This window comes from Streptomyces sp. NPDC104202, assembly GCF_055584185.1.
Window position 1 is genome coordinate 1 of record NZ_JBVJMN010000083.1, and the last position, 12,725, is coordinate 12,725.

Below are 12,725 nucleotides of genomic sequence, written 5' to 3' on the forward strand. Positions count from 1 at the left end.
GGGGCCTTTTTTGGGGGGAGGGTCTTTGTTCCCTTGGGGGACGGGGCCCCGGGGGGGGAACCCCTACCCGGACAACGCCCCGTGGGGTCCTTTCCCTCCGCCCCCCCCCCCGCGTCGGCGCCCCGGGTGGGGCGCGAGGTCACTGCTCAGTGCATGACGGCCATGGCGAGCGCGCGGCGGGCGCGCAGGGAGACGCGCTCGGCGCGGCGCTGCATGCGCCGGGCGGCGACCAGGCGCACGGCCTGGCGTTCCGCGTCGGCCTCACGCTGACGCTCGTGCATATGGGCACGGGCCAGGGCTTCTGGGATGAGTTGCATTTCACGGGTCCTGTTCTGACGCGCGGCGTGGGCCGCGGCGGGGGAGAAGACTGGGGTCGCGGAGCCGAACGGCTCGTCTGCGGAAGAGGTCATCGGGGCCTGCTTCTGGGGATCGTGCGTGAGGGGGCGGTCGATGGTTCCGGTGGCGCTCATGCCGCGACCGGGTTCTTGCGCGGACGGCCACGGGGCCGCTTGCGGGCGACGACCACGCCCTGGACGAAGAGCTCGCCGCCCCAGACGCCCCAGGGCTCCCGGCGCTCTTGGGCACCGGCCAGGCAGGCCGCCACGAGCGGACAGGTCTTGCAGAGGGACTTCGCGTACTCGACGTCGGCCGGGGACTCCGCGAAGAAGACCTCGGGGTCGTAGGCGCGACACGGGACGGGGACGCCGAGGTTCTCGATGGCGTCGTCGAGCGCGGTGAGCGCGGTGAGGGGGGTCAAAGCGGGGTCCTCCGTGAGGCCGGGCAGGGGGATCGAATCGGAAGGCGGTACGGACGGGGCGTGCGCTTCGAGTTGCACGGTGGTTTTTCCTCGTCTGGTCGTTCCGGCCTGTTGGCCGGGGTTTCGGCTGGTACCGGGTGTTCTGCCCGAGGCCCCTTCGCTCCGTCCTCCCCGTTCGGGGACAAACAGAAGGGCCGCGGATCCCGGGTGGGGTTCCGCGGCCCTGAAGGCGCCGGTCTGATCATGGATCAGACTGGATCACTCCAGGGTTCGAGCCCACGGAAGGCCCACATCGTGTGGTGGTGCATCGTCGTCTGCTGCTGGGTGCCGGCACCGGTCGCCGCAAAGCCATAAACCGTGGCCTTGCCTGCTGCTCCTGCTTCCAGTGCCTTGGTCGGTCGCTCATTGCGGCGCTCCACGGCGACCGCGCCGAGACCGGAGAGACCGGCGACGGGCAGGCCGGCGACGGGCAGACCGGTGCCAATGAGAACCGAGGCGGAGAGGCCGAGGGTGCAGGCGGAGACGACCGAGCGATCGGTCATTTTGGCCATGCCGACGAAGCTGGCGGTGCTGACGGAGCTGGTCTGAATGGTCTTGCTGATCACTGGAATCGCCTCCTCTCGGCGTCTCGGAGGGCTCGGGTGCGAGCCGGGCCCTCGATATGTATATGGACAAGTACAGCACGAAGACAGGGCTTCGAAGAAGCCGCCGTTTCCGTGGTTAAGAACCTATGGCGCGTGGCGGGGCAGGCGCAAACTATTTTTCCGACGAGTTTTCCTCAGTCCTCGCCGACGCCCGCCCCTCCCTCCTCACCTGCGCAGATGGCCAGGACGTCGGCCCCGAAGCGGTCCAGCTTCCGCATGCCGACGCCGGCGATCGAGGACAGCTCACCGTCGGTGGTCGGGACGCGCTCGGCGATGGCCATCAGGGTCTTGTCGGTGAAGACGCAGTAGGCGGGCTGGCCCAGCTCCCGCGCCTGGCCGGCGCGCCAGTCGCGGAGCCGCTCGTACAGCCCCTCGTCCATGTCCGAGGGGCAGTCCTCGCAGCGCATGAGCTTCATGGCGCCCGCCTCGGTGAGCGTCGCCCCGCAGACCCGGCAGAGCACGGGTCCCCGCATCGTGCGCCGGACCCCGCCGCCGGCGCCACCGCGGGAGACGCCGCCGCGCCCCGCGGCCGTGGCGCCGCCGAGCGAGCCGGAGCCGGGCCGCAGCCCCTTGAGGAAGCGGCTGGCGCGCCGGGAGGCCCGGCCGCCGGGGGAGCGGGAGAGGGCCCAGGAGAGCGTGAGGTGGAGCCGGGCGCGGGTGACGCCGACGTACAGCAGGCGGCGCTCCTCCTCGACCTGCTCGTCGGTCTTGGCGTAGGTGATCGGCATCATGCCCTCGGTGAGGCCGACCAGGAAGACGGCGTCCCATTCGAGGCCCTTGGCCGCGTGCAGCGAGGCGAGCGTGACGCCCTGGACGGTCGGGGCGTGCTGGGCGGCGGCCCGCTCGTCGAGCTCGGCGACCAGGTCGGAGAGGGTGGCCCCGGGCCGGGCGCGGGCGAAGTCCTCGGCGAGCCGGACGAGGGCGGCCAGCGACTCCCAGCGGTCGCGGACCGCGCCGGAGCCGGCCGGCGGCCGGTCGTTCCAGCCCTTGGTGGAGAGGACGGCCCTGACCTGGGCCGGGAGGTCCTCGGCGTCGTCGAGGAGGGAGTCGTTGCCCCCGGCGCGGGCCGCGCCGCGCAGGGCGACGCCCGCCTCCCGCACCTCCTGGCGCTCGAAGAAGCGCTCGGCGCCGCGCAGCTGGTAGGGCACGCCGGCGTCGGCGAGGGCCTGCTCGTACACCTCGGACTGGGCGTTGATCCGGTAGAGGACGGCGATCTCCCCGGCGGGGACGCCGGCGGCGATGAGGTCGCGGATGCGGCGTGCGGTGCCCTCGGCCTCGGCCGGCTCGTCGGCGTACTCCGCGTAGGCGGGCTCGGGGCCGGGGTCGCGCTGGGAGATCAGCTCCAGGCGGTGCTCGGCGGCCCGGCCGCGGGCCTGGCTCAGCAGTCCGTTGGCGAGGTGGACGACCTGCGGGGTCGAGCGGTAGTCACGGACCAGCTTGACCACGGTGGCGCCCGGGTGGCGGGTGCGGAAGTTCAGCAGGTGGTCGGGGGTGGCGCCGGTGAAGGAGTAGATGGTCTGGCTGGCGTCGCCGACGACGCAGAGGTTGTCCCGGTCGCCGAGCCACAGTTCGAGCAGCCGCTGCTGGAGCGGCGAGACGTCCTGGTACTCGTCCACGACGAAGTGCTGGTACTGCCGGCGGATCTGGTCGGCGATGTCGTGGCGGTCCTGGAGGATGCCGACCGTGAGCAGCAGCACGTCCTCGAAGTCGATCACCGAGCGGTCGCGCTTGAGCTGTTCGTACATGGCATAGATCTGGCCGATCTCGGCCGGGTCGCGGGGGGCTTCCCGGACGGACTTGGCGACCACGGCCGGGTAGTCGGCGGGGACGGTCTGGGTGACCTTGGCCCATTCGATCTCGCCGGTCACGTCCCTGAGCTCGTTGCGGTCGAGCCGGACGCGGCAGCGGGCCGCCGCGTCGGCGACGAGCTGGATCTTCCGCTCCAGGAGCCGGGGCAGGTCGCCACCGACTGCTTTCGGCCAGAAGAACTGGAGCTGCCGGAGGGCGGCGGAGTGGAAGGTGCGGGCCTGGACGCCGCCCGCGCCGAGCTGCCGGAGGCGGCCCCGCATCTCTCCCGCGGCCCGGTTCGTGAAGGTGACGGCCAGCACGCTGGAGGGCTGGAGCACGTTCGCCCGGACGCCGTAGGCGATGCGGTGGGTGAGGGCCCGCGTCTTGCCCGTGCCGGCGCCGGCGAGCACGCACACCGGGCCCGTGAGGGCCAGCGCGACCTCGCGCTGCTCGGGGTCGAGCCCGTCGAGCACCGCGTCGGCCGTCTCCGGGACCTGCGGGAAGAGAGTGGAGTGCGTTGCTGCTGTCACTCCGCCATGCTGCCAGGTCCGGCGGGGTCGGTGCGGAGGACCGTCCACAGGCCGTGGCTCCGGTCATACGAATTCCGGGAATGGTGAGGCCGGGGCGTACGTTCTCCTTCTCGGCACCCGTCAGCGAAACAAGAGGAGCGCCTCGCCATGCAGGGCACTGTGACGATGTACAGCACCACGTGGTGCGGCTACTGCCGTCGGCTGAAGAGCCAGATGGACCGCGAGGGCATCGCGTACACCGAGGTGAACATCGAGCTGGACCCCGACTCGGCCGCGTTCGTCGAGAAGGCCAACGGCGGCAACCAGACCGTGCCGACCGTCCTCTTCCCCGACGGCTCCACGCTGACGAACCCCTCGCTCGCGCAGGTCAAGCAGAAGATCGGCGTCTGAGCCACCGCGCTCTCGGACCCCCGGCCGGCGGACCGCCCGGCCGGGGGTCCTTCGTGTCCGGGGCCGGCCGCCGCGAAGGCCGGAAGCGCGCGGGGGCTCTCAGGGGGCGGCCAGGACCATCAGGTCGTAGCGCTCGTCGACCGGGACCGGGCCGGTGGCGCCCTCGCGGCGGGCGTCCGCCGCCAGGTGGTCGAGCCCGTCCTCGAACTCGGCCGGGCTGAGACGGCCGAACTGCGCCTGGGGGCCGGCCGTCAACCGCGCGTGGTAGGTCCGCAGGTCGTCGGCGACCGGCCGGGCGAAGGACGTGACCTTCCGCACGGTGAAGCCGGCCGAGGCGAAGTCCTCGCGGATCTCGTCCGCCGACGGGAACCGCGTCCGGTCCAGTTCGCGCAGCTTCGGCCAGTAGTCGTAGACGAGCGCGTCCAGGCGGTCCCGGAAGGTCGTCCGGACGACCACCACTCCCCCGGGCCGCAGGACCCGGGCCAGTTCTCCGGCCGCGCGGGGGCGGTCGGGCAGGTGGTGGATCACCCGGGACAGCAGCGCGAGGTCGAACGCGCCGGAGCGGACCGGCAGCGCCTCCGCGTCCCCGCGCAGATAGTGCACCGCGCGGTGGACGTGGTGGCGCACGGCCTCGGCGAGCATCTCCGCGGAGGGGTCGACGCCGACCACCGTCGACGGGGCGAGCCAGCGGGCCGCGGCGGCGCAGAACACGCCGGTGCCCGCGCCGACCTCCACGATCGCGGGGGCCGGGCGGTCCGTGAAGGACCCGATCAGCCGGGTCCAGTCACGGAGCGACGCCTCGGGCATCTCGTCGGCCCGCCGGCAGGCGCCCGCCGGCCGCGCGTCGTCGTCCACCCTGTCCCGCGTCATGACCGGCATCGTGCCAGAGGGCTCAGACCACGTCACCGGGCTTGGGCAGCGGCTTGCCGTACCAGCGCTCGATCAGCCGGGAGGCGATCGAGATGCCGTACGGGGGCACCACCTCGCCCGACTCGAAGGCGGCGGTCAGGTCGTCGCGGGAGAACCAGCGCGCCTCGTGTATCTCCTCGCCGTCCACGGTGATCTCCGAGGAGGTGGCGCGGGCGAAGAAGCCCAACATGAGGCTGGACGGGAAGGGCCAGGGCTGGCTGGCGATGTACTCGACCTCGCCGACCGTGACGCCCGCCTCCTCGAAGACCTCGCGGACCACGGACTGCTCGATGGACTCGCCGGGCTCGACGAAGCCGGCCAGGGTGGAGAAGCGGCCCTCGGGCCAGTGGACCTGGCGGCCGAGCAGCGCCCGGTCCCGGTCGTCGGTGACGAGCATGATCACCGCGGGGTCGGTGCGCGGGTAGTGCTCGGCGCCGCACGCCTGGCAGCGGCGGATGTGGCCGGCGGCGGCGATGACCGTGCGCTCGCCGCAGCGCGAGCAGAAGCGGTGGAGGCGCTGCCAGTTCTCCAGGGCGACCGCGTGCACCATGAGGCCCGCGTCCCGGTCCGAGAGCAGCAGCCCGGCCTCGCGCAGCCCGGCGGGGCGGGCGGACTGGTCCATGCGGCCCGGCAGGGAGTCCTTCTGGAGGGCGAAGTAGGAGACCCCGTCGGCGTCCGTGCCCAGGAAGTAGCGGTGCGTCTCGGTGACCGGCGCCTCGAACGCCGGGGTCATCACGAGCTCGGTGGTGCCGTCGGGCCGGTCGTCGATCAGCACCTGGCCCCCGGAGACCACGAAGACCCGGGTCGTGGGGTGGCTCCAGGCCGCGGCGAGCCACGCCTCGTCGAGGCGGTGGTGGGCCGCCCGGTCGACGCCGCTCGGGGCGGTGAGCGAGATCGGTCGGTCCGCGGACGCGTTGTTCAGGGTGCTCACAGGTGCTTCCAACTCCCCCGGATCGGTGTGTGGGTTCAGCGCTCGGCGCCGGCCGGCCGGCCGGGCCCCAGGGCGGCGGGCAGGTCGCCCCAGAGGTAGGCGGTCGTCTCGACGCCCTTCATGAGGAGATCGAGTTCGATCTTCTCGTCGGGGGCGTGCCAGCCGTCGGACGGGACGGAGATGCCGAGGAACAGGACGGGTGCGTCCAGGACGTCCTGGAGGTCGGCGGCCGGTCCGGAGCCGCCCTCGCGGGTGTAGCGGACCGTGGCGCCGTCGAAGGCCCGGCTCATGGCGCCGGCCACCGCCTTGAGGGCAGGGTGGTCGAGCGGCGTGAGGCACGGGCGGGTCGGGGCGCCGAAGACGATCTCGTGGCGGATGCCGGCCGGGACGAGTCCGTCGAGCCACGCGCGCACGGCGAGCTCGATCTTGTCGGGGTCCTGGCCCGCGACGAGCCGGAACGACAGCTTCAGCCGGGCGGAGGCGGGGACGATCGTCTTGCCGCCGGGGCCCTGGTAGCCGCCGCCGATGCCGTTGACCTCGGCGGTGGGGCGGGCCCAGACCCGCTCCAGGGTGGAGAAGCCGGCCTCCCCGAGGGTGCCGTGGGACTTGGCCGTCCGCAGCCACGCCGCCTCGTCGAAGGGCAGCTCGGCGACGAGGGCGCGCTCGGCGTCGGTGAGTTCGGTCACCCCGTCGTAGAAACCGGGGATGGCCACGTGCTCGTCGGCGTCGTGCAGGGCGGCGACGATCCGGCCGGCGACGGTGGCCGGGTTCGGGACGGCGCCGCCGAAGGAGCCGGAGTGGATGTCCTGGTCGGGGCCGTACAGCTCGATCTCGCAGTCGGCGACGCCCCGCATGCCGGTGCACACGGTGGGCGTCGTCTCGGACCACATGCCGGTGTCGGAGACGATCACGGCGTCGGCGGCGAGGCGCCCGGCGCGGGACTCGACCAGCGCGCGGAAGTGCGGGGAGCCGGACTCCTCCTCGCCCTCGACGAGCAGCTTGAGGTGGACGGCGGGCGCCGTGCGGCCGGTGACGGCGAGGTGGGCGCGGACCCCGAGTGTGTGGAAGAACACCTGGCCCTTGTCGTCGGCCGCCCCGCGCGCGTACATCCGGCCGTCGACCACGGTGGGCTCGAAGGGGTCGGTGTGCCAGCCGTCCTCGCGGGCCGCGGGCTGGACGTCGTGGTGGCCGTAGACGAGGACGGTCGGGGCGTCGGGGTCGTCCGAGGGCCACTCGGCGAAGACCGCCGGGGCGCCGTCGGTCTCCCAGACCTCGGCGGTCGTGAAGCCCGTCCCGGTGAGCTTGGCGGCGAGCCACTCGGCGCTGCGCCGGACGTCCCCGGCCCGCTCCGGCTGCGCCGACACCGAGGGGATGCGCAGCCACTCGGCGAGATCGCCGAGGAAGGCCTCGCGGTGCTGCTCGATGTACGTGCGTACGGCGTGGACGGCGCTGTCCGGGGTCTCGCTCATGCCTCCGAGCCTATCCGGCGTCCGGGGGTGCTCCGCCAAGCAGGATGGCTTCGAGCCCGGCCCGGCCCGGCAGGCGGGCGGGGCGGGCCACCTCGCCCGTGCGGACGTACACGAAGGCGGCGGCGACGTCCTCGGGCGCGAGGCCGTGCTGCTCGGCCCATGCGAGCCGGTAGATCGCCAGCTGGAGCGGGTCGGCGGTCCGCTGGTGGCTGGTCTTCCAGTCGACGATCTCGTAGGCGCCGGTGTCCGGGTCCCGGTAGACGGCGTCGATCCGGCCGCGGACGACCCGGCCACCGAGGGTGAGGTGCACGGGGACCTCGACGCGGTACGGGGTGCGCCGGGCGTACGGCGTGCGGGCGAACGCCTCCTTGAGGCCCTCCAGGTCCCGCTCGTCGAGGATCTCCGGCTCGCCCGCGAAGTCCTCCCCGCCGGGCAGCTCCTCCGGGCCGAGGAAGGGCAGCGGCAGCTCCTCGAAGCGGGACTCCACCCACGCGTGGAAACGGGTGCCGCGGCGGGCGGCGGGCTGCGGCGCCTTGGGCATGGGCCGGGCCAGCTCCTGGGCGAAGCCGTCCGGGTCGGCGGCGAGCCGGAGCACCTGGGAGGCGGAGAGGTACGCGGGCAGCAGGACGTCGCGCGTCGTCGCGCGGGCGCGACGGAGCTCGGTGGTGAGGGAGGTGAGGTCGCGGTCCCAGGAGGCGATGGTCCGGGCGTCCTCGGGGGTGAGCCCGGCATGCGGGGGCTCCGCGGGCGGGGCGGCGGGCTCGCGCGGCGCGGGGACGGCGTCGGCGTGGGTGTCCTCGGGGAGGGCCTCCTCGTCCTCGCCCCAGACGGGTTCCTCGTCCTCGTCCCAGACGGGTTCCTCGGGCCGGGCGGGTTCCTCGGGCCGGGCGGGTTCCTCGGGCCGGGCGGGTTCCTCGGCCCGGGCGGGTTCCTCCCCTGGCCGTGAGTCGTCCGCGGCGGGCGGCTCCTGCGCGCGCGGGTGGTGTGCGCCCGGCTCCGGGCGCGGGGCGCCGGGCCCGTCCTCGGGCGCGTCCGCCCATAGCCGGGCCAGGACCTGCCGCGCCGCCTGCCGCCGGCGGGCGAGGGCCTCGCCGTCGAGCGGGAGGGGCCAGGGCCGGTCCAGGGCGGCGTCCGCGAGCGACGGGTTCGGTGCGTCGGGGGCCGGCTCGTCGGCCCAGGACTCGATGTCGCCGTGGCCCGCCGCGCAGTGCTCGTACAGCGCGTGGAGGAAGTCGGAGGGGCCGCGGGGCTTCTTCTGCGCGGGGCCCCACCAGTGGGCGGAGCCCAGGAGGAGGGAGCGGGGGCGGGTGAAGGTGACGTAGCCGAGGCGGAGCTCCTCGGTGTGCTGGTGGTCCCGCATCGCGTTCCTGAAGGACGTGAGGGACTTGGCGTCCCAGGTGTCGATCGCCGGCAGGGTGGGCGCGTCGCCGCGCAGGGCGTGCGGGAGGACCTGGGGCTGGGAGGTCCAGGACTCGCGGGCCCGGGCGCTGGGGAACTGGCCGGCGACGAGGCCGGGGACGGCGACGACGTCCCACTCCAGGCCCTTGGACTTGTGGGCGGTGAGGACCTTGACGGTGTTCTCGCCGCCGGGGAGGGCGCTGTCGAGGCCCTTCTCGAACTGGACGGCGGTGCGCAGGAAGCCGAGGAAGGCGAGGAGGGTCGCCTCGCCGTCGAGGGAGGCGAAGCCTGCGGCGATGTCGAGGAAGTGGCCGAGGGTCTCGCGGCGGCGCGCGGCCAGGGCCTGGGGCGAGGCGGACAGCTCGACCTCCAGGCCGGTGGCGCCGAGGACCCGGTGGAGGACGTCCATGAGGGGATCGGCGAGCGAGCCGCGCAGGGCGCGCAGCTCGGTGGCGAGGCGCGCGAGGCGCACCCGGGCCTCGGCGGAGAAGGCCAGGCCGTCGTCCTCGGCGCCGCCGGAGCCGCCGAGGAAGGTGTCGAGGGCGTCGGCGAGGGAGACGACCTCGGCCGGGTCGACGCCCTCGACGGCGGCGGCGAGCCGCTGCTCGGGGTCCGGCTCGTCGCCGCCCCGGTGGACCAGGAGGCGGGCGCGGCGGCCGAGGAGGGCGAGGTCGCGGGGGCCGATGCGCCAGCGGGGGCCGGTGAGGAGCCGGACCAGGGCGGCGTTGGCCCCCGGGTCCTGGAGGACCTCGCAGACGGCGACGAGGTCGGCGATCTCCGGCAGGTGGAGGAGGCCGGAGAGGCCGACGACCTCGACGGGGACGTCCCGGGCGACGAGGGCCGCGTGGATGGCGGGGAAGTCGGTGGCCGTCCGGCACAGCACGGCGATCTCGCCGGGCTCGCGGCCGGTGCGGACGAGGTGGGCGAGGGAGTCGGCCAGCCAGTCGATCTCCTCGGCGTGGGTGGGCAGGAGCGCGATCCGCACGCTGCCGTCCCGTTCGGCGCCCGGCGCGGGCCGCAGCGCCTCCACGCCCGCGTGCATGGCGCGCAGGGGGGCGGCGAGGCCGTTGGCCAGGTCGAGGAGGCGGCCGCCGCTGCGCCGGTTCTCGGAGAGGGAGAAGCGGTCGGCGGGCCGGCCGTCCGCGTGCGGGAAGTGCTCGGGGAAGTCGTCCAGGTTGGCGACGGACGCGCCGCGCCAGCCGTAGATGGCCTGGCAGGGGTCGCCGACGGCGGTCACGGCGTGCCCGGTGCCCTGCCCGAAGAGCCCGGAGAGCAGCAGGCGCTGGGCGACGGAGGTGTCCTGGTACTCGTCGAGGAGGACGACCCGGAACTCGCCGCGCAGGATCTCGCCGACCTCGGGCCGGGTGGTGGCGAGCTCGGCGGAGCGCGCGATCTGGTCGCCGAAGTCGAGCAGGTCGCGGGAGCGCTTGGCGGCGCGGTAGCGGACGACGAGGTCGAGGAGCTCGCGGCGGGCGGCGGCCGCCTCGGGGATCTTGCGCAGCTCCGCGTTGCTGAGGCGGGCGCCGGCGAGGGCGTCGAGCAGCGCGGCGTCGTGGGCGTCGAGCCGCTCGGGCGGGACGAGGTGCTCGGCGAGCTCGGCGTCGAGGGCCAGGAGGTCGGTGATGAGCGTCGGGAAGGACCGGCCGAGCGCCGGGTAGGGGCCGGGGGCCTCCCGCAGCACGCGGGCGGCGAGCTGGTAGCGGGTGGCGTCGGCGAGGAGCCGTGAGGTGGGCTCCAGGCCGATGCGCAGTCCGTGGTCGGTCAGGAGCTGTCCGGCGAAGGCGTGGTACGTGGAGATCCGGGGCTCGCCGGGAAGGTAGTAGGGGTCGGCGGCGGCCGAGGGGTCGTGGCCGGGGCCGACGCCGTCCGGGTCCGTGACGCCGGCGCGGACGAGGGCGGTGCGCACGCGCTCGGCGAGCTCGCCGGCGGCCTTGTTGGTGAACGTGAGGCCGAGGACCTGCTCGGGGGCGACCTGGCCCGTGCCGACCAGCCAGACCACCCGGGCGGCCATCACCGTCGTCTTGCCGGAGCCGGCTCCGGCCACGACGACCTGCGGGGCGAGCGGCGCGGTGATGCAGGCCGTCTGCTCCGGGGTGAAGGGGATGCCGAGGAGCTCTTTGAGCTGCTCGGGGTCGGTGATGCGTGCGGTCACCCCAAAGAGGCTAACCGGACCCGCCGACATTCCGGCCCCGTACGGATCCCGGCCCGGTCCTACACCGACGTGCCGGGGTCGAGCCGCGTGAGGTCCACGGTCTGGTCGGCGGGCGGGACGACCACGCGGACGGGCTTGTCGTAGTCGGAGAGGAGCATCGTGCCGGGTTCGTCGCCGCCGGCCTTGACCATCTTCCGGATGTACGGCTTGCCCTCGCGGGCGACGGAGACGGTGGTGGTCTCGCCGTCCTCCTTCTTCACCAGGGTGGCGACGGGGGTGCCGTCGACCTCGGCGTCCGGCCCGCGGGTGAGTCCGGCGCGGTCCTCCTTGTCCTTGCCGAGGTCGGACAGGAGGGACTGCAGGTCGCAGACGCCGCCGAGGTCCTCGCTGCCGGCCTGCCCGGGCGCGATCTTCAGCCAGCGCCCCTTGATGAGCTCGATGGTGGCGGCGATCTGCGGCTCGGGCATGCCCTGGGAGGTCATCGAGGCCCGCCAGAACGCCTCGTCGCCCTTCATGTAGGTGATGTCGTCGGCCTTGCGGAGCTCGGCGACCCCGCCCCTGATCTTCATGCGGCCGGTGCACTCGTCCTTGTCGCTGACGGCGAAGTCGATGTCGAGGGGCTGGCCGTCGGTGACGACCCGGCCGGTCATGCGCAGCGAGGTCGCTGACCGGGTCGCCGTGACGGCCCGGTCCGCGATCTCGTCGGCGGAGAGCCCGGCGAAGGGGTCGGGGGACGGCGCCACGGCGGCGGCGCGCGGCGGGGCCGGGGCCGTGGCCCAGGCCGCCGGGGCGGGGCCCGCGACGGCGACGGCCGCGCAGACGACGGCCGCCGCGCGGAGCGTGCGGTGGGAGTGGGACGTCATGCGAGCCTCCTCGCCGATCCCCCCGGGCCGTCCCACCAGCGTCGCCCCGCGCACGCGTGCCCGCTACTCAGGCGCGGGCGGCCCGTGCGTCAGGAGGCGCCCTTCATGAGCTCCGCCATGTCCACGGTCTGGGCGGCCGGCGGGGCGGCGACGGTGACCGGCTTGTCGAAGTCGCTCAGGTCGACCGTGCCCGGGTCCTTGCCGCCGGTCGTCACGACGCGCAGGATGTACGGCTTGGCCGCGTCCTTGGCGACGTAGAACGTGGCGGTCTCGCCCTTGGCGGTGTCCTTCTTGCTGAGCACGGCGACGGGCTTGCCGTCGACGTCGCCGTCGGCCTCGCGGGTCATGCCCTTGCGCGGCGTGTCCTCGTCCATGTCCTTGACGATCTGCTTGAGGTCGCAGAACGCGCCGGGGCCCTCGTCACCGGCCTCGCTCGGCATCTTCAGCCAGCGGCCCTTGAGGAGCGTGGACATGGCGCCGGACTCCTCGGCGGAGGCGCCCTCGTCACCACCGGAGGACTTCCAGAAGGCGTCGTCGCCCTTCATGTAGGTGGTGCCGCCGGTGCCGACGATGTCGGCCTTGCCGCCCTTGGCGGCCTGCATCGAGCCCTTGCAGTTGCCCTTGTCGTCGACGGAGAACTCGACGGTGGCCTCCTCGCCGTCCGTCTTGCCCGTGCCGTGCATGCGGAAGGCGGTGGCGGCCTTGGTGGTCTCGACCGCCTTGTCGGCGATGGCGTCGGCGGTGAGTCCCGCGAAGGGGTCGGCGGCCTCGGCCTCGTCCTTGGAGCAGCCCGTCGCACCCACGACCACGGCCGCGCAGACCGCCGCCACCGTCCAGAGCTTCCTGTCGACCTTCATGCGCGCACTCCTCACAGCCGTCCCGGACGGCTTTCTC

General features: G+C 74.1%; 11 protein-coding genes. 1 reads left to right on the plus strand and 10 read right to left on the minus strand.

Annotated features, from left to right (window positions below; genetic code table 11):
* Positions 1-146: 146 nt before the first annotated feature.
* The 4 genes from ACZ60W_RS33990 to ACZ60W_RS34005 all read right to left on the minus strand — a co-directional run bounded on the left by ACZ60W_RS33990 (position 147) and on the right by ACZ60W_RS34005 (position 3,719).
* Complete coding sequence (locus ACZ60W_RS33990; RefSeq protein ID WP_469759261.1) at positions 147-470, minus strand: hypothetical protein; 324 nt, start codon at positions 468-470, stop codon at positions 147-149.
* Positions 467-835, minus strand: a complete 369-nt coding sequence (locus ACZ60W_RS33995; RefSeq protein WP_469759262.1) for a WhiB family transcriptional regulator — start codon at positions 833-835, stop codon at positions 467-469. The genes ACZ60W_RS33990 and ACZ60W_RS33995 overlap by 4 nt, the downstream gene beginning before the upstream one ends.
* A 170-nt stretch (positions 836-1,005) precedes the next feature.
* The gene (locus ACZ60W_RS34000; protein WP_469759263.1) at positions 1,006-1,362 is read right to left on the minus strand and encodes a hypothetical protein; all 357 of its coding nucleotides are present in this window, start codon (positions 1,360-1,362) and stop codon (positions 1,006-1,008) included.
* A 173-nt stretch (positions 1,363-1,535) separates the two neighbouring features.
* On the minus strand, positions 1,536-3,719 hold the full coding sequence (locus ACZ60W_RS34005; RefSeq protein ID WP_469759264.1) for an ATP-dependent DNA helicase UvrD2: 2,184 nt from the start codon (positions 3,717-3,719) through the stop codon (positions 1,536-1,538).
* A 147-nt stretch (positions 3,720-3,866) separates the two neighbouring features.
* Between ACZ60W_RS34005 and ACZ60W_RS34010 the strand changes: the two genes are divergently transcribed.
* On the plus strand, positions 3,867-4,109 hold the full coding sequence (locus ACZ60W_RS34010) for a mycoredoxin (RefSeq protein WP_369146392.1): 243 nt from the start codon (positions 3,867-3,869) through the stop codon (positions 4,107-4,109).
* A gap of 99 nt (positions 4,110-4,208) precedes the next feature.
* Here the strand turns inward: ACZ60W_RS34010 and ACZ60W_RS34015 are convergent, their stop codons facing one another.
* From ACZ60W_RS34015 to ACZ60W_RS34040, 6 genes are all read right to left on the minus strand, one after another.
* Entirely contained in the window at positions 4,209-4,979 is a 771-nt protein-coding gene (locus tag ACZ60W_RS34015; RefSeq protein ID WP_469759265.1) for a class I SAM-dependent methyltransferase, read from the minus strand.
* A 22-nt stretch (positions 4,980-5,001) separates the two neighbouring features.
* Entirely contained in the window at positions 5,002-5,949 is a 948-nt protein-coding gene (gene nudC, locus ACZ60W_RS34020; RefSeq protein ID WP_469759266.1) for an NAD(+) diphosphatase, read from the minus strand.
* 35 nt (positions 5,950-5,984) lie between these two features.
* On the minus strand, positions 5,985-7,418 hold the full coding sequence (locus ACZ60W_RS34025; RefSeq protein ID WP_469759267.1) for a dipeptidase: 1,434 nt from the start codon (positions 7,416-7,418) through the stop codon (positions 5,985-5,987).
* 10 nt (positions 7,419-7,428) lie between these two features.
* Positions 7,429-10,968: a UvrD-helicase domain-containing protein gene (locus tag ACZ60W_RS34030; protein ID WP_469759268.1), complete on the minus strand. Its 3,540-nt coding sequence runs from the start codon at positions 10,966-10,968 to the stop codon at positions 7,429-7,431.
* A gap of 59 nt (positions 10,969-11,027) precedes the next feature.
* A complete protein-coding gene (locus ACZ60W_RS34035; RefSeq protein WP_469759269.1) occupies positions 11,028-11,831 on the minus strand; it encodes a hypothetical protein in 804 nt (267 codons plus the stop codon).
* Between the two features lie 89 nt (positions 11,832-11,920).
* Positions 11,921-12,688: a hypothetical protein gene (locus tag ACZ60W_RS34040; protein ID WP_469759270.1), complete on the minus strand. Its 768-nt coding sequence runs from the start codon at positions 12,686-12,688 to the stop codon at positions 11,921-11,923.
* Positions 12,689-12,725 lie beyond the last annotated feature (37 nt).